An 18,828-nucleotide genomic window follows, 5' to 3' on the forward strand; every position below is an offset into this window, starting at 1 on the left:
CTCGTCAGTTGGCGACGGCGTAGGCGTCCGAAAACCCTTCGCGTCTGATCTTGTCAAGCAAAGCGGCATGTTCATCGGCGGTTCTGGCCGGTCCTACAACGACCCGCCAGAAGGGTTTTCCACCGAGCTGTTGCGGGTCGATGGTCGGTATCAGGCCGGTGTTGCGCATCTGTTGCGCTGCGCGGTCAGCGTTGGGTCTTTGGCTGAAGATGCCGATCTGGACGAATGGCCTATCGAGCGCGATGGCCACAGGGCGGGTCGCTGCAGTAGTTGCGACGGTTTGGGTCGGCGTGGGCGCCTTGTTGGCGATGGCTGCATGGTCGAGCGGCGTGTCCGTCTCGCTGCGCAGGGCAACGACTGTCAATTCTACCGGTACACCCGCGGTCACGCCAAGCGATGATGCAGCGTCCGAGGACATCTGCAGACGTGGCCCGGGAATGCCTTTTGCCTTGGCGAACAAGGCGCCGACGGCGAATTGGTCGTTCTGCAGATTGCGGATGATGACCCGTTCGGGTTCGGTCACGTCGGGATGTGCAATCCAGACACCACCCAGCGAGGGCCGTCCGTCCCAGAGACCGGTTTCCTTGACCGAAAAGACCTCGGGCGCTTCGACATCGCGTGTGGGCGTTTCGGAGGCCGGTGTCGGGGGAGCCTCTGCCGCTGTGGGCTGAGCGCCGAGTGCTTGGGCCAGATTGAAAGGTGCGGCTTCACTGCAAGCGCTCACCAGGCTGCAGAGCGAGAGCGCCTGCGCACATCGCCAAGGCGTCCTTGCAGCACGACGGACCGCCGTCTGTCGGTATGCCTCAAGCGGGTATGTCATTGCGCCTTCTGCCCTTTGCCCGGAGGTTTTAACGTCACCTTAGCCCTGCGCTGTGAGAGTGGGAAGGTCCATCCGAGCCGGTCGGCGAGAATTGCACGGCGTTTACGCTTGATTTCATAAGTCGTGATGGGTTTATACGGGACGGATGACCGTCGCCGGAGGAGTGGCAGAGTGGTCGAATGCACCGGTCTTGAAAACCGGCGTGCGTGAAAGCGTACCGTGGGTTCGAATCCCACCTCCTCCGCCACTGGCTTTTCTGGAACAGAAAGGCCAGTTGCGTTCAGTTCGAATAGAACCATTGGGCGGGGAAGCCGTTCGGCATGGAAATCAAGCTGGCACTGAACATGAGGAATCACGCTGAAGCCGTCCGCTTCAGGGACAGTATGCTGGAGCAGATACGGCAGCTTGAAGCGAATGCGCTGGTCGCGAGAGACATCGCAATGCCCGTTGATGTTCTAGCATCTCCATCCTCAGGTTGCTGGCTTCAGACGTCGATTGGCAGTTCATCCAGAATAGCCAGAAAACTCTGCGTCACTCTCAGCCCCATCTTGTGCTTTGGAATGACCACGCTGGTGGTGAACTGTGTGCCTAGTTCGGCAATGGGTACTTCGGTCAGACACCCGTCTCCGACCGAGCTGGCTTCCAGGAAAATGCCGACTCCGATGCCCTGCAAGATGGCCTCTTTCATGACGGGGAAGGTGGTCATGGTCACAAGTCTTTTCGGGGTCAGACGCTGATCCGCAAGCGCTTTTGAGACGATGCGTTGGGTCAGGGACCCCGTTTCCGGCAGGATCAGCGTATGTGCCGCGATCTCAGCGAGGCTCACCTCTGCCTGTTGCGCTATGGAGGTCTCCTGTCTGGTGTAGCAAACATAGCGTGTGCGCGCGATCGGGCGGATGTAGAAATCCGTCTGTCTGGTCGGTTCGGTGACAATGGCGATGTCTACCCGCCTTTCTTGCAGCCTTTGCATGGCCGACGACCAGTCAAACAGCGTGAAGTCGACCGATATCTTCGGATACCGTTCTGTATAGCGCGCGATGAGATCCAACGCGGGTTGCGGTGCGTTTGCGATGACGGTCAGGTGCCCGTGATCAAGAGCAGCGTGTCCGCGCAACCGTTCCTCGATCTGCTGATTGAGCGATGCGTAAGCGTCCGCAAGTTCGAACAGTTCCTGACCAACGGGTGTCAGTGTAACACCGTCACGGCCCCGGATCAGAACCTGCGCGCCAACCGTGGCTTCCAGGTTGGCGATGTGCTGGCTGATGGCCGATTGCGACACGCCCAGACGGCGCGCCGCACCGGAGATCGACCCCTCACGAACCACATGGGCAAAGGATTTCACTTGGTGCGTGCTGACTGACATGACCTACCTCGGTATTCCCGAAACGACTGTAGAGCCCATAAGTCTCGCTAATATGACGTCACAGAATCGAGACTGTTCCGATGCATCATGTCCCTGACGCGCAGGTGCCTTGGGAGGCTTTGATGTCGCAGATATCGTTGAAGTCGATCACCAAGACCTTTGGCAACACGCCCGTGTTGAACGGTGCGTCACTCGACATTGAGGATGGTGAGTTCGTCACCCTCGTCGGTCCATCGGGCTGTGGCAAGTCCACCCTTCTCCGCATTCTGGCGGGGCTCGAGGCAGCGGATGCGGGGCAGGTGACGATCGAGGGGCGCGACGTCAACGCCGTGCGACCCGCGGATCGAAACCTTGCGATGGTGTTCCAGAGCTACGCGCTCTACCCGCATCTGAGCGTGGCGCAGAACATGATGACCCCGCTTCGGATGCGCGATCTGAACCGGTTGGGTCGGCTGCCGCTGCTCGGGCCCCTGGCGGCTCGTGCCGCGCATCGCAAGATGCGTGAGCAGGTGGCGGAGGTTGCGGAGACCTTGCAGATCACCCCGCTGCTGGACCGCAAACCGGGGCAGCTGTCTGGCGGGCAACGGCAACGGGTGGCACTGGGGCGAGCGATGGTGCGCGCGCCCGTGGCCTTCTTGATGGACGAGCCGCTGTCGAACCTGGATGCCGCACTGCGGGTACACATGCGCGCCGAACTGAGCGAGCTGCACCGTCGTCTTCAAGCGACGTTCGTCTACGTGACCCATGATCAGGCCGAGGCGCTGACGATGTCAGACCGGATGGCGGTTATGATGCATGGTAATATCCTGCAGATCGGACCGCCCAACGACATCTACCTGAACCCCGCTTCACTGGATGTCGCGCGCTTTATCGGATCGCCACAGATCAACACCCTTCCCGGGGAACTGACCGGTGCGGGCAAGTTGGAATTGCTCGGCGTAGCCTCTGACACGCGATATGTGGGCACGCGGCAAGCGGTAACCGTAGGCCTGCGGCCAGAGCATCTGACGGTGCGCCCCACCGGACGCTTCTCCGGCGTCGTCAGACGCAGCGAAAATCTGGGTGCGGATGTCTTTCTGCACGTCGATGTGAATGGTGCGCCAGCGCCCGTGGTTCTGCGCGTGCCGCCGGCAAAGGCGCGGGTGCGCGGGCAGCGGGTGGCGTTCGATTTTGATCTGAATGATGCTCTTTATTTTGACGTGGATGGCGCACGGGTCAGCGTTCCCAAATCCGCACGCGAGGTCGCGTGATGGCGCAAAGCCGCGCGTATATCTGGTTCATCGCGCCCGCGCTGATCTTGATGTTTGTGATCTTGCTGATCCCGATCCTGATCGCAGGCGGGTTGAGCATGACAGACTACTCGCTCGGCAATAGCGGCGCATCCTTTGTAGGGTGGGAGAACTACGAGCGCATCTTTAGTCGTTCGCAATACGAAAAGATGTTCGGGGCGACATTCCGCTATGTCTTTGTGGTGGTGCCCTTGACGGTGGGGTTGGGTCTGGGTGCAGCGCTTCTGATCCATTCGCTGGGGCGGTTCGGGGATCTCTACAAGACGATCTACTTTTTGCCTGTCATGGCGGCGCTGATTGCCATGGCCATTGTGTGGGAGTTTGCATTTCACCCCACCATCGGGATCGTCAATGCGACGCTGGAACGCGGCTGCGGCACCATTCTGGAACACTGGAACTGGTACGCTCAAGGCTGCGAACGGACGTTTCCGCTGTGGCTCAACGATCGGGACTACGCCATCTGGACGGTGAGCTTTATCGGCGTCTGGCAGGGCTTTGGGTTCAACATGGTGCTGTATCTCGCGGGTCTCGCGTCAATCCCGCCATCGCTTTATGACGCGGCGGAGATGGACGGCGCCACGCGCGGGTGGGATCGTTTTCAGCTGGTCACCTGGCCGCTGCTGGGGCCTACGACCGTCTTTGTGGTGACCATCAGCTTTATCCGCTCGTTCCAGGTCTTTGATATGGTCGAGGCCTTCTATCCACAGGGCGGCGGACCCTCGAAAAGCGTCTATGTGATGATGTTCGCTATCTATGAAAAGGGTATCCAGCAAAACCTTATGGGAATTGGGGCGGCTATTACCGTCATCTTTTTAGGCTTTGTCATGATCCTCACGCTGATCCAGCGCTGGCTGGTAGAACGCAGGACACACTATGTCTGACATTACACTCTCGGGCACATCGGCGGATGCAAAGGCGACGGGCTTCCGGTTCAACACCCGCGCCGCGGTAACCCATGCGGTGCTGATCCTCGGTGCACTCCTCGTGCTCTTGCCGTTTTACACGATGCTCAGCCTGTCGCTGAAGGCGCCACATGAGATCATGCAGCAGACGGGCGGGTTCTGGGGTGCACAAGAGCCGTTCCGCGACGATTTTTGCGTCAAGCTTGGCAATGCGGTCGAGGACTGCATGGTGAACCCGATCATCTACAACTACACCACCGCGTTCGAGAAAGCGCCGCTGCTGCGTTATCTGCTGAATGGGTTGGTCGTGACGGTCTCGATCTTTGTCATTCAGGTGATTGTCGCGCTGCCCTGCGCCTACGCACTGGCCAAGCTCCGCTTTTGGGGGCGCGAGGCGGTGTTTGCCCTGGTCCTGTTTTGCCTCCTGATCCCGGTGCACGCCATTGCGCTGCCGCTTTACATCATGCTGGCCAAGGTCGGGCTCACCAACAGCTATGCCGCCCTCATCATCCCGTGGACGATATCGGTCTTTGGCATTTTCCTGATGCGCCAGTTCTTCATGACGGTGCCGGATGACCTGGTTGATGCGGCCCGCATGGACGGGATGAGCGAATACGCTATCATCTGGCAGGTCATGTTACCCACCGCGATCCCGGCGCTGATGGCCTTTGGCATCTTCAGCGTGGTGGCACATTGGAACGACTATTTCTGGCCCCGCATCGTCATCACCGGAAACCGGGATCTCTTCACCCCACCCTTGGGCCTGCGAGAGTTCAAGGGGGATGCCGACGGGGACAACTTCGGCCCCATGATGGCCACCGCCTGCATCATCGTCACACCGTTGATCGTCTGTTTCCTGCTGGCGCAGCGCCGGTTCATCGAGGGGATAACGCTGTCTGGAATGAAGTGAGGAGCATCGCGCCCCTCACCCCACCCATCCCACGAGAGGGATTCATCACTGGGGTCTGCCAATCGCCAAACCGTCAGGCCCCGCAACAGGAGAGTACCGTAATGAAACATGCATTGACTGCAATGGGCCTTGTGCTCGCGGCCACCACCGCGACGATGGCCGAAGACAAGATCGTTGTTGAGTTCGCCTATCCTTACAGCCACCTTTTCGACGTGACCTATGAGGCGATCCTGCCCAAATTCTATCAGGCGCATCCGAACATCGAGATCAAGATGCGCGCCACCTATGAAAGCTACGAGGATGGCACCAACACCATTCTGCGCGAAGCGGTTGCGGGTACGCTTCCTGATGTGACCATGCAGGGGTTGAACCGTCAGGCGATCCTTGTGGAAAAGGGCATCGCCAAGTCGCTTGAGCCTTTCATCTCCGCCGAAGCCGATTTCGCCAAGGACGGATATCACAAGGCGATGCTTGATCTCGGGACTTTTGATGACGCGGTCTACGGGCTGCCGTTTTCGATTTCGCTGCCTGTGGGTTATTACAACATGGAAGTGATGGCCAAGGCCGGCTATGACAAGACCAATCTGCCCACGACGTGGGAAGAAGTGGTTCAGGCCTGTGTCAATCTGCGCGAAGCGGGTGTCGACAACCCGATGTTCTGGGGCTGGAACATCACGGGCAACTGGTTCCTGCAGGCGCTGATGTGGAGCCAGGACAAGCCTACCGTTCAGAATGCTGACCTTCAGTTAGATACGGAGGAGGGATTGATTGCGCTCACGACGATGCAGGACATCTTTCAGGGGTGCGAGATGCAGAACCTGGAATGGAAAGCGGCGCTTGCATCGTTTTCGGCCGGTGATCTGGGGATGATGTACTGGTCGACCTCCGCGGTTGGCGCGGTCGAGCGGGCCATGGGGGACTTCACGCTGGTGACCAGCGAATTCCCCGGAATTGAAGCGTCTGGCCCGATGGGTCTTCCGGCAGGCGGCAATTCGGCCATGCTGGTGTCCACCTCCGAAGACCCCGCTGAACTGGAAGCCGCTTGGGCCTGGCTAAAGTTCATTACCTCGGGTGAGGGTGCTGCCGACGTGGCACGCACCACCGGTTACATGCCGCCAAACCAGGCGGCGAATGAGATTATTCTTGCCGACTTCTATGCCGAAAACCCGGCCAAGGCGACGGCTGTGCGCCAATTGCCGCTTTTGCGCGAGTGGCAAGCCTATCCTGGTGATAATGGTCTGGCCGCGACGCAGATCATCTACGATGGGCTCGAAGGTATCGTGACCGGTGAATTCGACGATATGAAGGAACTGCAGAAGGACCTGACTGACGACGTGCAGGATCTGCTGCCGTCAGGCTCCTGACAGTATGCTCCGGGGGGCGGGCATGCGCTGTCCCCCGGAACCTTCCGCGCGAGACTGAGGCGACATTCATGAAATTGCTGCACTTCACCGACATCCACCAGACAACACCTGGGGAAACCATCGGCGGGCGCGATCCCAATGCGAACTTTGCCAAGGGGTTGGCCCATGCCATGGAGCACCATTCCGATGCCACGGCGCTCTTCATCACCGGCGATCTATCGGACTGGGGAGATGCCGATGACTATGCGCGGCTCAAGGCGCAACTTGCGGGGCTGCCCATGCCTGTGCACCTCATGATCGGGAACCACGATGACCGGCCTACCTTTGCAACGACGTTTCCCGAGTGCGTAAACGAAGAAGGCTTTGTGCAATACGCGGTGCCGTTACCGATTGGAACGGCGCTTTGCCTTGACACATGGGGCCCGGAAACCCACGCGGGGCATTTTTGTGCGCGGCGCCGGGCATGGCTTTCAGCCCAGCTCGACCTGACGAATGGCCCGTTCTGGATCTTCATGCACCACAACCCGGTACCCATCCGCATCGCGCCGATGGACAAGATCATGCTGCTGGATGCCGACCGCTTTGCGGATACGGTGGCGCTCAATCACAGCAAGATCCGCCACATTTTTCATGGTCATTGCCATCTGCCGTTAACCGGATCACTGCACGGCATTCCGGTCTCCGCCCCGCGGGGCACGAACCATGCAGGTTGGCCAGATTTCGGTGCAACACGGTTGCTGTCGTCAGCCGCGCTAACCGAGGCCTATAGTGTTATTTTCGCGACGCCCACGACAACCATGGCTCACATGGTCGAGTTCGGCTACGAGGGCGAGATTGTCGGCGAAGGTACTCCCGACTATGCCGACTGGGACCGCATGACGATGGCGCGATGACGTCAATACCCCCGGGGATGTCTGTCACTGATGCGGTGTTCGTCTGAACACGTAAAGGATGTGCAAACCGTTTTGCTGCGTGGTGAGTTTCGGCGTCGGTCAAGGTCTTCTGTTCGGGGATAACTCTCAAAAGCTGCGTTTTGGACCAAGGACCCGTTCCGGAGCCGCGCGATTTCTTCGATCCGGGTATGCAGGTGGCTCAGGTGAACCTGCCGGATACGATCATCGGGTCCGCTCACAACGCGCATTTCCCCTATTATCTGGGAGCAATTGTGGGTTTTGTCCGCCGCGATAAACATCGACCAGCAGCAGCGCACGGTGTCTCTTGCCGGGCGCATGAAACCCTCTACCGCATCGGTTTTCCGACATCCAGTCGGTTTGATGGCGGTCAGCGGACCCCGCTCGTCGACGGCCCACCAAAGGCAGTACGTTGCCTATTCACCCAGACGTCGGTTTCATCCCTTCCCATACCACCCGGCCCAAGCGAAAACGTCCGACTGAAGACCATGTCAGGGGTGCTGCCGGTCACGGGCGCGCTTTCGGACGTCACATCCGCCTTTTGAGCCCGGCAATGGATCGTTGCTCCATCGACTGTAATAGAGCGCCGCGCTGCCAGCACGCTGCCGGATCCCGGTTCTGGATAAGGACGCTGGTCAGATCACTTCCTCACCGGTCCCGCCTATTTTCCAGACCCTCTACCCGGGCAAAGAATGCATGCGGCGCGAGAGCGATCGCGGACGCTGTTTGCGCGATTGCAGTGGTTGCGCGCTCTTTCCAGCGTTTCGTTGGTTCACGTGGCACCAGAATTTCCGCGCGCGGCAAGCGCGGGCGGAAACCGACTGCCACAGCGGTACTGCAAAGGTCCAGTCCAGCTTCGGACTATGGATTTCCTCAAATTTCGTGGAGGGGTACGGGCCTATAGTTTCGCACCTTTTGGGGGCGATCCTTTCATGGCGTCGGTGACACGCCGCGGTTTAAGGTCATTGCCTAGGGCCGGGCTGATGATGCGACGGCCAGATACAGAAGGCCTGCGCGGGCTGGCACGCTGGTGATGTCCGCAACCCACAACACGTGCGGCGCATCGGCATAGAAGGCGCGATCCACCGGATCACGTATTGGCCGGGCGCGCGGATTGCATTCAGTCGTCAACACGAGCTGTCGTCGTCTGACACGCTTCAAGCTTGTGGCCTTCATCAATCGCTCGGTGCGTTTGCGCCAGACTTCGATGCCTTCATCTGCCGGTTCGGCGTGAGTGCGCGGCGCACCCCTGTTCTCATTTGACCGGCGGCAGACGCATCCGATATCGCTTTTTCAGCGTAATCGTAAGTTCCATGCTCTTTCAGCTCTGTTGCGGCCCGGATCATTTCACCAAGGGCCGCCCGTGCAAGCGAGCCACCGGTGCTAATCCGTCGTACCCCGGCTTTTGAGAGATCGTTTACCGAATAGGTCGCGGCGGAAAGCCCCACAACCACGTTGACGGGTACAGTAACCGCTGCACACACCTGTTGAACGCATTGGATGTCCGGCAGTCCCGGAGCATAGACAACATCCGCACCAGCCTGTTCGAAGGCTTTCAGGCGTCGGATCGTGTCGCCCAGGTCAGGGCGGCTATAAACATAGTTTTCCGCCCTTGCGGTGATCAGGAATTGCTTTGATGGCTTGGCCTCGACGGCCGCTCTTATCCTGTCGACCGCAAGCTCGAGGTCGAAGATCGGGTTGCTGGGGTCGCCGGTCGAATCCTCGATGGTGCCACCGCACAAGCCGATCTCGCCTGCTTCGCGCACCGTTTGCGCCACATCGTCGGGCGATGCGCCAAAACCGTCCTCGAGATCTGCAGAAACGGGAAGGGACGTTGCGTCGACAATCGAACGGGCGTTGTCCAAAACCTGTCGGCGCGAAAGGCTGCCGCTGGAATCCCGCAACCCCATCGAAAAAGCCAGCCCCGCACTTGTCGTGGCCAAAGCTGGAAAGCCCAGCCCTTCCAGAATGCGAGCGGTGCCAGCATCCCAGGCGTTCGGCATCAGAAATGCACCCGGCGCGTGGTGAAGCTGCGTGAACACATCAAGTTTCTGCTGATGCGAGGTTGGTGGCATATGCTGGCGTCTCTCCTTCAGTGTGACGGGCTCTTTGTTGATTTCGCCCTGTGGCGCCAGATGGCATTCCCGTCCGTGCTGGCGCGTTTCCAAAGGAGACGTGCGTGTTGCAACAAACATGCTTCGAGCGAGAATTCCCAGCATCCCGATCACCTCCGAAGTCAGGTTAGAGGCATTCCTATGGATTGAGGAAATGAATTATATTGCTAAATGTGATGAGCATTGAATATGACAAAGGCATGAAACGCGATCTCGAAATCGATCTTCTGCGGTCATTTGTGGCCGTGGCGGCGCACCTCAACTTTACGAAAGCAGCGATTGCGATCGGCCGTACCCAGTCGGCAGTGAGCCTCCAGATCAAGCGGCTCGAAGAGATCGTCGGCAAGCGCCTGTTCGACCGGAGCCGGCAGTCGGTGTCGATTACTCGGACCGGGGAATCCTTGCTGGTTTACGCCAACCGTATCCTTGCTGCCAATGACGCTGCCCTTTCCCACATTCAACGGCCTGAGGCAGCGGGACTGGTCCGGATCGGTGCCCCAGATGACTACGCGGCATTCCTGTTGCCGCCAGTTCTCTCGGCAATTCGCAAGGAACATCCCCGACTCCAGCTGGAAGTCACATGTGATAATACCTGTGACCTGCTGCCCCAAATAGACAACGGGGGTCTTGATGTCGTCTTGGCGACCCATCAAACGACCGCCGTCGCCGGTGAGATCGCGCGATACGAGCCGCTTCACTGGGTTGCCGCGCCTGACTATTCGGACGACCCGGCGGCGGCGCTGTCACTGGTACTGTTTCCAGCAGGATGTGTCTGCCGCGACATCGCCCTGGACGCATTGCGGCGGATCGACCGTACGTGGCATGTGGCCTATTCCACCCGAAGTATCGGATTGATAGAGCAGGCCATACTTGAGAGCTCTGGCGTGTCTGTGATGGAAGCCTCGACCATCCCGCCCAGCCTCAAGGTCATAGACGGCAGGCCGGGCTTTCCTGCGCTGCCTGATGTGGTGATCTCTGTCCACCGGTCGACCATAAGCGAAGCGCATGTCTCGCTCGTCGCCGACTATCTTTTGTCAAAGCTGGCGGGCAAACCTCGGGGAAATGCAGTCGGGACATGAAGTTGACCGATTGCAGAGGCGCTATTTATCCAGGCTGGAAATCGGTTCATCGTGCGTTTCGAGCCGCCGCCCAGATCACTGTGGATGTTAGGATCGAGCCCGATTTGTGATGTCTCCGCGGAGTGGTTCATGACTGCGCAAGACTTCGAGGCGTGTAGAGCACTAGTTTTCGCCGAACGTGTCTCTGTAAGCCAAGGGAGAGACCCCTACGTGCCGCTGGAAGGCCCGTCGAAGACGCTGTTCATCGGAGAAACCGGTGTTAAAGGCAATTTTCGCCAGTTGAAGATCACTTCGGGCCAGGGCGCGTTTCGCTGCATCCACACGCATGATCTCGACAGCCTTTGCGGGCGTCATACCCGTTTTCTCCTTGTACTTCCGGGAGAAACTACGAGGGCTCATGGCGATCCGTTCTGCCAGTTTCGGAACGCTCAGATCGCTTTGCAGATGTCCGGCGATCCAGGCATGAAGGTCCGCGAATAATCCTTCGGTTTCCGCAGCCTGAATGTTGAGTGCGTCGCTGAACTGGGCTTGTCCGCCCGGTCGTTTGAAAAATACGACCAGCGCCTGTGCAACCTGCATGGCAGCTTCGTGGCCCATGTCTTCTTCGATCATCGCCAGCGCGAGATCAATACCAGCCGTCACACCGGCGGACGACCACATATTCCCGTTTCGGACGAAAAGCGGATCACGCTTGACGTCGATTTCAGGAAAGCGCCGCTTCAGTTCATCCACCTGACGCCAATGGGTGGTGACGCTGTGCCCGTTGATCAACCCGGCAGCTGCGGTTAGAAACGATCCCATGCACGTCGAGGCAATCCGCTTGCACCCTTGGCTGGTCGTTCTGACCCAATCCACAAGGTCTTTCTGTTCCACCGCATCAAATACCCCGTTGCCACCGGCGACAATGAGGGTGTCAATCGGTTCACTGGCAGCCTGTTCAAGAGAGACGCTGCCAAGTTCCACCGCACAGTCTGTAAGAACCGGACCGCCACCCGGGGATGCCACGTCGATCTGGTAGCGTTTCCGACCACCGGCGATTTCGGTGTTGTTCGCGCTGCAGAACGCCTGCAGCGGTCCCGTGACATCAAGGAGCGTGACACCCGGGTAGATGACAAAGACAACGCGGTGCACGGGATTGGCTGTTTTTGACTGCATATTGTCATTTATGCCAATTCCGGCGGCATGTAAACCGATCTGGCCCTAGATAGCGGAGCCAGTCAGTTGACCCTCAAGCCCCAAAACAAGACCGCAGCACTCATCATCGGATTGTCTTTCGTCGCCCTTGCCCTGACATTTTCAGCAAGAGCGGCCTTGGGGCTGGTCATGCCAATATTGGAACAGGAGCTCGGCTGGTCCAGGAGCTTCACGTCAGGTGCTGCGGCGGGCGCCCTCCTGGTCATGGCCGCGATTGCTCCGTTTGGTGGGCGGCTCGTCGACAAACAAGGCGCGCGGGCAATCCTGCTGATCGGGCTCGGGGCGCTGGCCGCCGGGTGCTTTCTGGTTGCGGCGACCGTCAACCCCATTGCCTTCCTTCTGGCGTTCAGTGGCATTGCAGCCGTCGGCTTTGGCCTCGTCGCCACCCATGTGGTCTCCACCGCCGTTGAACAGGAAGTCAAAACAGACCGAGGTCTGGCGACCGGCATCGCAACATCGGGATCCACAGGCGGTCAATTCATCTTTGTTCCACTTCTGGCTGTACTGATCAGCGCTTATGACTGGCGGTTGGCCTTTGTCGCACTTGGCATTGGAACACTCGTTGTCATGGGGTGTGTCTTTCGCTGGTTTCCCAAGACCACGAAGGGCACGACCGACGGCTCAGCAGCGAACAGGTCCACCGGTACACTGTGGCGGGACCTAACAAGCATTCTGAAACTGCCGGCGTTTCAGATCCTGTTCTGGAGCTACTTCATCTGCGGCTATACAACCTCTGGCGTGATCGAGACCCACTTTCTGCCCTATGCCGCGTTTTGCGGGTTCGGACCGGTCCCGTCTGCAACGGCCTACGGTCTCTTGTCGGCAATCAACCTTGTCGGGATGATCTTGGCGGGGTGGCTGACCGATCGGGTAAACAGGCCGCTGCTGTTGGGGATGATTTATCTGGTGCGCGGTCTTACCTTCGTCATCCTGCTCAACGTCGGTGCCAGCTTTGAGACCTTGATCTTCTTCTCGATCCTCTTTGGTCTGGTGGACTACTCGACAGTGCCGGTGACGGCGAGCCTTGTGGCCTCCCATATCGGCAGGGGAGTTATGGGATTGGCGTTTGGCCTGATCTCCGCAGGACACCAGATCGGAGCCGCTGCCGGTGCCTATTTCGGAGGAGTTCTCTTTGATCTCTATGCCCAATATGATTGGGTTTGGTGGTCTTCTGTCTGGCTGGCCGTATGTGCGGGTGCCCTGGTGTTTTTGATGAAAGACAAACCGCAAGACCGATGCCTTTTGCAGGTCTGAGAAATGTCGTTGAATTTCACCAGAACCTGCCGCACCAGCTGAATTGAAACCGAGTGCCGGGTGGCGCCTTTCGTAAGGCCGGACATGGGCCTTGGCCGACGCCCCCTCCGTTCGTTTTCAGAGCGGTCATCATGGGCAATTCTTCCGTACATTTTCAAAAGAACGCGCAGTCTTTCAGTACTATCAGTCCCAGGCAGCCGATGCTGTGGGTGTCAGCTACTCAGAAATGCCTTCCCGGCTTTCCCAGTCTATGTCGGGCTGCTGAGCGATAATACCACAAGGATTGTGAGTGCCGTCATTCACGTAGTAACCGAAGCGGATTTCTTCAAAATCCACCGTCTCGCGAATACCTGGCAATTGAACTACCTGGCGCGTGAAACGCCACAGGTGCGGGTAGTCCACCAATCTCCGGCGGGTACAGCGAAAATGTGTCGCATATACCGTATCGAAGCGGACCAAGGTCGCAAACAGTCTAACATCAGCAAGCGTTAGGTTGTTTCCGAACAGGAAGGTTCTGCCATCGAGCCGCGTTTCCAATTCGTCCAGCGTGTGAAAAACAAGGTCAACGGCTGCATCATAGTCGCCTTGCCGTTGGGATTTCCCGGCGCGATAGACCGCATTCGAAAGGCCGTCGAAAATATGCTGGGTGAGCACGTCGATTTCGTCGCCGAACTCCTCTGGCCGCAGAGCAATTGATGGGCTTACCGCATCGAACGCCCGCATAATGTCAGACGATGAGTTCGATAAGATCTTGCGTTGCTTCGCATCCCACAAGATCGGGACCGTTGATCGCCCGGTGTAGTCGGACACCGTGGAGGTGTAGAATTGATGCACATGCGTGAACTGCGCGCGATCGGGAAGCGGCCCGCCGGGCAGGAGGCCGTAACCTTCTCGGCGTGGACCGCCAGCCCATTGGATCTGCACAGCGTCGGTCATCTTTGAAAGCACAAGAGCGATCACAGCACCATGTGACCAGGGACAGCTTGCCGACGCGATCAGAAAGAAACGGCCACGCTCCTCCAACAAGTGGCGCAAGACTTCTGGTTGGATGGATGTGGGCAGGGCGCTTTGCTCTCGGCGGTAGGTGCCCGAAACCATCGAGCGGTCCGCGTGATCATCCCATTTTCCATCTATCAGCATACCCATGCACGCCCACCTTTTTTGAGGATTGGAAGGCTCTACCTGACACTAAAAGCAACCGTCGGCGCAACAGCAACTCTGCCCCGCCTCGACGTCGGAACGGATGCCGGCGTGACCCGGGTCAGTCCACGATAATCCGGGCGCAGCACCGCGGTGCGCTATATGTATGCTGCCCATAAGATAGCCCGTTGCATCGTCAGCCAACACGGGATGTCGGAGAAACCGCACGAACACACCGTCGGTCGGGGACCGAAGTAGCCGCACGGGCAGTTGCTAAGGCTGACCGGGGATGTCCCTCGAACGCCGATGTGTAGTCCGATTTCTGCAATAGCCTTCATTGGGTGCCCTATGGATCGCAGTCACAGGCGGGGGTCATCAACCCAACGGTCATCGACGCCGATATCGTTGCTGCAGGGGACAACGTCTTCGGCTTCCTGAGCTGCCGCGGCGCTTGACGCTGACAAACAGACCTCGCTTTGCGCGCTCACCAGCCGCGACGCATCGTTGACCTGTCCGCCTCGACCGAGGACATGATCAAGGCCTATACCTCCGCAGACTACCTTCTTTGACGGCTCAGCTTGGTTTTCGCGGGCTTGGTCACCGAAAAGCAGACGTGCCGCAACCCTGCGACAGCAAGGAAACAGCAGTGCAGGATATGACGACTATATTCCACAGATCTGGCGTTTTTCTTGCTCGGGCGTGGATTTGCGTTGCCGCCGGACCCGAGCCTCATTATTCAATGGTCAACAGTTTTTAACCATTGGACTTGTTATGACGATCCCGACCCTTTGGCGTGCGCCATTTCAGATTACGACCGGAGCTGCGAGTGAAGGGGGCAAGTCTTCCTTCGAGGTGATCGGATTGGCCAACGGAGGGCTCATGTTTGCGTGGGGCTTGCGTGAGGCGCAAGCCGTCGGCGGTACCGGAAGCGATATCATCGGTAAAATCTATGACGCGGACGGAAAAGTTGTTTACGATTCCTTCTTTCTGAACAGAGCGGTGACACTGGGCGACCAGAAATCCTTCACCCTGGCGCCGACGCATGATGGCTTCGTATTGGCTTACACAGACGGCGAGCTTCGTTCTTCGGCGATCCGGATCGAACGAACCTTCGAAGACCTGTCCTATGTATACGGGTCGGTCACCGCTGAACGCGGATTTGATAACGCAAAACTTGCAGTGAACCTCACGCCCACCAACGATGACATATTTGTTGCGTATACGACATCCCTTAGCTCTAACCGGGAGTTCAACGCGCGCATCATCGATGAGAATGATGTGTTTTCGCCGACGTTCTCCGAGCAGAATCCAGCACATAATTCTACAATCAACTCAATCTCCGATGTTGTGGTTCTGAGCGACGGAAGCTTCGCCTCACTCATCAAGAATGGCACCAGCGCTTACGTATCCGTCGTTTCTGAAAATAATCTGTTGCTTTCTGAGACCGCGGTAGACACCTCAATACCGGTGATCGCGGAAGGTATCGCAAGCCTTGCAGGTGGTGGATTTGTCGTCGTCAACGAGGTGCTACTGGAGCAAAAGGCGATTACCGCCCAGGTGTATGCCAGCGACGGTCAGTTGGTGGGGGGCACCGGCCCGATTGTGGTTGAGGGTCAGAACGCAACACGCCCCTTGGTGCAGGCTCTGCCGGACGGTGGTTTCGCCATTCTGTTTGAAGCCGGGAGCGCCCGCTACTTCATGCAACTCTTCAACGCCGACGCTACCAGTGCCAGTGAATTGTTTCTTCTTGCGGATGAAAGCGCGGTAACGTCATTTCCCGCGATCCCGGCAATGACGGTCACGGCGGACGGCCGGATTGTCTTGGTAACCGAGCGCAGCGAAAGTATACGGGACAGCGGTGACTACTATGCGTCTATCTGGGATCCGCGCGGCAAGGTTATAGACCCTGACGATTACGGTCAGATCCGCGCGAATTTCCTCGCAACCGATACGATCACTACAGGTGTAAACGGCTCGATTGTGTTGCAAGGGGCACCGGGGGACACGATCCTCGGCCAGGGCGGTGATGATGTGATCTACACCTCGGCCAGCGGTGACTTCCGGGGAGGTGGCGGCAACGATCGGTTCGTTCTGGCAGCCCAGTTCCCCGCCACGGGCGATTTCCGCGCCATTGACGGTGAAACGGGCATCGATACCTTGGACACCCGGGCCGTTACGGTCTGCTACACCATCAATCTCGAAACGGGAGAGACGAGCTATCCAGGCGCGCCTGCGACGCAGGCCGAGGCGGTCCTCAATATCGAGAACCTGATCACCGGCAAAGGCAATGACACCATAACCGGGTCTTCTCTGCGCAACGAGATCGAGACGGGGCAAGGTAACGACACGGTCTTTGCCGGAGACGGCGATGATGTGGTGCGGGGCCAGCGCGGTGATGACATCCTTAATGGCGAGAACGGCAACGATACGCTGAACGGTGGTGAGGGGAACGACACGATCTTGGGCGGCGGTGGCGCGGATACCGTCTACGGCCAGGACGGTGACGATGTAATCGGAGGTGGCGATGGCAACGACCAGCTCTTTGGCGAAGACGGCAATGACACGATCAACGGCGGTGAGGGCGATGACACCATCGGCGGGGCATTCGGCAATGACGTGATCAACGCAGGTGACGGAAACGACACCGCCTTCGGTGGCGAGGGCGATGATACCGTTCGAGGCGGCGCCGGAAACGACCGGCTCTTCGGCAGCGGTGGGGCGGACTTTGTCGACGGCGAGGACGGCGACGACGAGATCTTTGGCGAGACCGGTGCCGACACCCTGCTGGGCGGCGCCGGAAACGATGAGATCAACGGCGGCGGTGGCAATGACCTCATGGAAGGCGGCGACGGCGCTGACCGGATGTTCGGCGGTTCGAACGATGATAGGATGTTCGGCGGCAACGACGATGATCTGATAGACGGCCAGCAGCAGGACGACGAGCTCTACGGGCAGGGCGGGGACGACACGCTCTTCGGCGGCGACGGCTCCGACTACCTCGACGGCGGTATGGGTAACGACACGCTCTTCGGTGGCGCGCAGGGCGACACGCTGATCGGCGGCGGCGGGGCGGATCTGCTGAATGGCGGCGGTGGTTTTGACACTTTTGACTTCAAAGCGCTTTCGGACTCGGCCTTCGGCGCGGCGGACACCATCGCGGGCTTCGAGGGTGCTGGCATCTTTGGCGGGGACGTGATCGACCTCTCGGGTATCGACGCCAACACGATCCTTGGCGGTAGCCAGGCCTTTACCTTCTTGGGAGCGGTGACGAGCGCGGTGGGTCTGGGCTTCGGTGCGGGTGCGCTGTGGGTGCAGGAGTTCGGCGGTCAGACGCGGCTTTATGGCGAAGTGGACGGCGACGGCGCCATCGATCTTGAGGTGCGCATCAATGACGGTGCTGGCACAATAGCCGCGGACTATACCGCAGACGATTTCCTGTTCTGAGACGCGGTAAGGTCTCAGAAGGAAACGCAGTTTGCACGAAGGATGTCATGCGGCAGCGTGCTTCGCCGCCGTTTGCCCGGCCTGTGACCCGGTTCTGCACGTGCTGTACAGCAGTGCGGATCGCGATGGCGGAAAGTGAACACCGAGCTGAATGTCCGGAGTACGTTATAGCCGTCGATGGTCAGGGTCATCTCGCAGGGTGTTGCTACCATTGGTCATGTCGCGGCTCGAAGTCTGCAATGCCGATTGCGGCGTGACACATAAAGCATACTACACGTTTAGCTCGTTTGCTGGCTACGTGTTGAGATGGTCAGTGTTTGGACGCGGTTCATGCGAGGCGCTGCGAAATAGCGGAACTCTGGTGGTCGTTCGATCTTTACCGTGCGGTGCTTGAGAGATTTGCCGTCGGTGATCGTCCTGTCTGTAGCGCTGGCCAATTGCGGCAGGAGAGTGGCTTGGCCAACGAGTGTATCGCGCCAGAGGGCGTAGCAGTTCTTCGTTTGATCCCTGTGACTTAGAAGAGCGGCGCGCCGGTCGGCGTCGCTATCATCGAAGTTGCAGGGCCTCGATAGGAAGTGTCTTCGAAATCCCGCAACTTTATCGTCTCACTACTCGATCAGACCGAGCAACGCCGCCCAACCAAGCCCAGACAGCAGTGCATCGAACCATCTTCGAGCGTCCACCAGATGCCGGTTGTCGCGTGCTGCGATCCCATCTGGAAGCGCAAAAGCTGCGTTGGACGTTGACGCTGCAGCCTGTGGATACACTGCACGTGAGCATGAAGTTTCGCCCGCAAATACTTCGAACCAGCAGGATTTCATGGATTCATGTGTAAAATCAGTACCACAGTCCAGAGGTTCGAAATGCTTTAGTCCCGCTGTGGTTGATCCTGCCTGAACCCGGTTGCATGGGAAGCCTTCATCAGTCTCGAGATCCAGTTCTAGGTAAGTGGTGGCGGCACAGACTGTCATGCGCGACTGCTCGCCCGCCCCAAGACCAAGTCTCGACGGCTCGTCCGGGCCGGGTCAGGTTCATGATGCGATT

At 58.7% G+C, this 18,828-nt stretch carries 15 protein-coding genes and 1 tRNA gene; 10 read left to right on the forward strand and 6 right to left on the reverse strand.

Annotated elements, in window-relative coordinates:
• Positions 1-4: 4 nt before the first annotated feature.
• A complete protein-coding gene (locus tag Q1A53_RS04845; RefSeq protein WP_299963502.1) occupies positions 5-724 on the reverse strand; it encodes an SPOR domain-containing protein in 720 nt (239 codons plus the stop codon).
• Positions 725-977: 253 nt separating this feature from the next.
• On the opposite strand from Q1A53_RS04845, the gene Q1A53_RS04850 reads away from it, so the two are divergent.
• Positions 978-1,067 (forward strand) — tRNA-Ser (locus Q1A53_RS04850).
• Positions 1,068-1,304: 237 nt separating this feature from the next.
• Here the strand turns inward: Q1A53_RS04850 and Q1A53_RS04855 are convergent.
• The gene (locus tag Q1A53_RS04855) at positions 1,305-2,183 is read right to left on the reverse strand and encodes a LysR family transcriptional regulator (protein WP_299963504.1); all 879 of its coding nucleotides are present in this window, start codon (positions 2,181-2,183) and stop codon (positions 1,305-1,307) included.
• 122 nt (positions 2,184-2,305) lie between these two features.
• Between Q1A53_RS04855 and Q1A53_RS04860 the strand changes: the two genes are divergently transcribed.
• From Q1A53_RS04860 to Q1A53_RS04885, 6 genes are all read left to right on the forward strand, one after another.
• Complete coding sequence (locus tag Q1A53_RS04860; RefSeq protein ID WP_299963506.1) at positions 2,306-3,433, forward strand: ABC transporter ATP-binding protein; 1,128 nt, start codon at positions 2,306-2,308, stop codon at positions 3,431-3,433.
• The gene (locus tag Q1A53_RS04865; RefSeq protein ID WP_299963508.1) at positions 3,433-4,353 is read left to right on the forward strand and encodes a sugar ABC transporter permease; all 921 of its coding nucleotides are present in this window, start codon (positions 3,433-3,435) and stop codon (positions 4,351-4,353) included. The genes Q1A53_RS04860 and Q1A53_RS04865 overlap by 1 nt, the downstream gene beginning before the upstream one ends.
• Positions 4,354-4,477: 124 nt before the next feature.
• Complete coding sequence (locus Q1A53_RS04870; protein ID WP_299964440.1) at positions 4,478-5,284, forward strand: carbohydrate ABC transporter permease; 807 nt, start codon at positions 4,478-4,480, stop codon at positions 5,282-5,284.
• A 101-nt stretch (positions 5,285-5,385) separates the two neighbouring features.
• Positions 5,386-6,648, forward strand: coding sequence for an extracellular solute-binding protein (locus tag Q1A53_RS04875; RefSeq protein ID WP_299963510.1), 1,263 nt, complete (start codon positions 5,386-5,388; stop codon positions 6,646-6,648).
• Between the two features lie 68 nt (positions 6,649-6,716).
• Positions 6,717-7,541 carry a metallophosphoesterase gene (locus Q1A53_RS04880; protein ID WP_299963512.1) on the forward strand — a complete coding sequence of 275 codons (825 nt, stop codon included), beginning with the start codon at positions 6,717-6,719 and terminating at the stop codon, positions 7,539-7,541.
• A 203-nt stretch (positions 7,542-7,744) separates the two neighbouring features.
• Positions 7,745-8,104 (forward strand): hypothetical protein, encoded by a 360-nt coding sequence (locus tag Q1A53_RS04885; RefSeq protein WP_299963514.1) that lies wholly within the window; start codon positions 7,745-7,747, stop codon positions 8,102-8,104.
• 630 nt (positions 8,105-8,734) lie between these two features.
• On the opposite strand, the gene Q1A53_RS04890 is transcribed toward Q1A53_RS04885, so the two are convergent.
• A complete protein-coding gene (locus Q1A53_RS04890; RefSeq protein WP_299963516.1) occupies positions 8,735-9,778 on the reverse strand; it encodes an isocitrate lyase/phosphoenolpyruvate mutase family protein in 1,044 nt (347 codons plus the stop codon).
• Positions 9,779-9,849: 71 nt separating this feature from the next.
• Between Q1A53_RS04890 and Q1A53_RS04895 the strand changes: the two genes are divergently transcribed.
• On the forward strand, positions 9,850-10,752 hold the full coding sequence (locus Q1A53_RS04895; protein ID WP_299963518.1) for a LysR substrate-binding domain-containing protein: 903 nt from the start codon (positions 9,850-9,852) through the stop codon (positions 10,750-10,752).
• A gap of 162 nt (positions 10,753-10,914) precedes the next feature.
• On the opposite strand, the gene Q1A53_RS04900 is transcribed toward Q1A53_RS04895, so the two are convergent.
• Positions 10,915-11,907, reverse strand: a complete 993-nt coding sequence (locus Q1A53_RS04900) for a GlxA family transcriptional regulator (RefSeq protein WP_299963520.1) — start codon at positions 11,905-11,907, stop codon at positions 10,915-10,917.
• A gap of 66 nt (positions 11,908-11,973) precedes the next feature.
• Between Q1A53_RS04900 and Q1A53_RS04905 the strand changes: the two genes are divergently transcribed.
• On the forward strand, positions 11,974-13,200 hold the full coding sequence (locus Q1A53_RS04905) for an MFS transporter (RefSeq protein ID WP_299963522.1): 1,227 nt from the start codon (positions 11,974-11,976) through the stop codon (positions 13,198-13,200).
• Between the two features lie 216 nt (positions 13,201-13,416).
• On the opposite strand, the gene Q1A53_RS04910 is transcribed toward Q1A53_RS04905, so the two are convergent.
• Positions 13,417-14,346 carry a glutathione S-transferase C-terminal domain-containing protein gene (locus Q1A53_RS04910; RefSeq protein WP_299963524.1) on the reverse strand — a complete coding sequence of 310 codons (930 nt, stop codon included), beginning with the start codon at positions 14,344-14,346 and terminating at the stop codon, positions 13,417-13,419.
• Positions 14,347-15,219: 873 nt separating this feature from the next.
• Here Q1A53_RS04910 and Q1A53_RS04915 point away from each other — a divergent pair.
• Positions 15,220-17,784 (forward strand): calcium-binding protein, encoded by a 2,565-nt coding sequence (locus Q1A53_RS04915; protein ID WP_299963526.1) that lies wholly within the window; start codon positions 15,220-15,222, stop codon positions 17,782-17,784.
• A 608-nt stretch (positions 17,785-18,392) separates the two neighbouring features.
• On the opposite strand, the gene Q1A53_RS04920 is transcribed toward Q1A53_RS04915, so the two are convergent.
• Complete coding sequence (locus Q1A53_RS04920) at positions 18,393-18,755, reverse strand: hypothetical protein (RefSeq protein ID WP_299963528.1); 363 nt, start codon at positions 18,753-18,755, stop codon at positions 18,393-18,395.
• Between the last annotated feature and the right edge of the window lie 73 nt (positions 18,756-18,828).

Source organism: uncultured Roseobacter sp. (genome assembly GCF_947496515.1).
GTDB lineage: Bacteria > Pseudomonadota > Alphaproteobacteria > Rhodobacterales > Rhodobacteraceae > Roseobacter.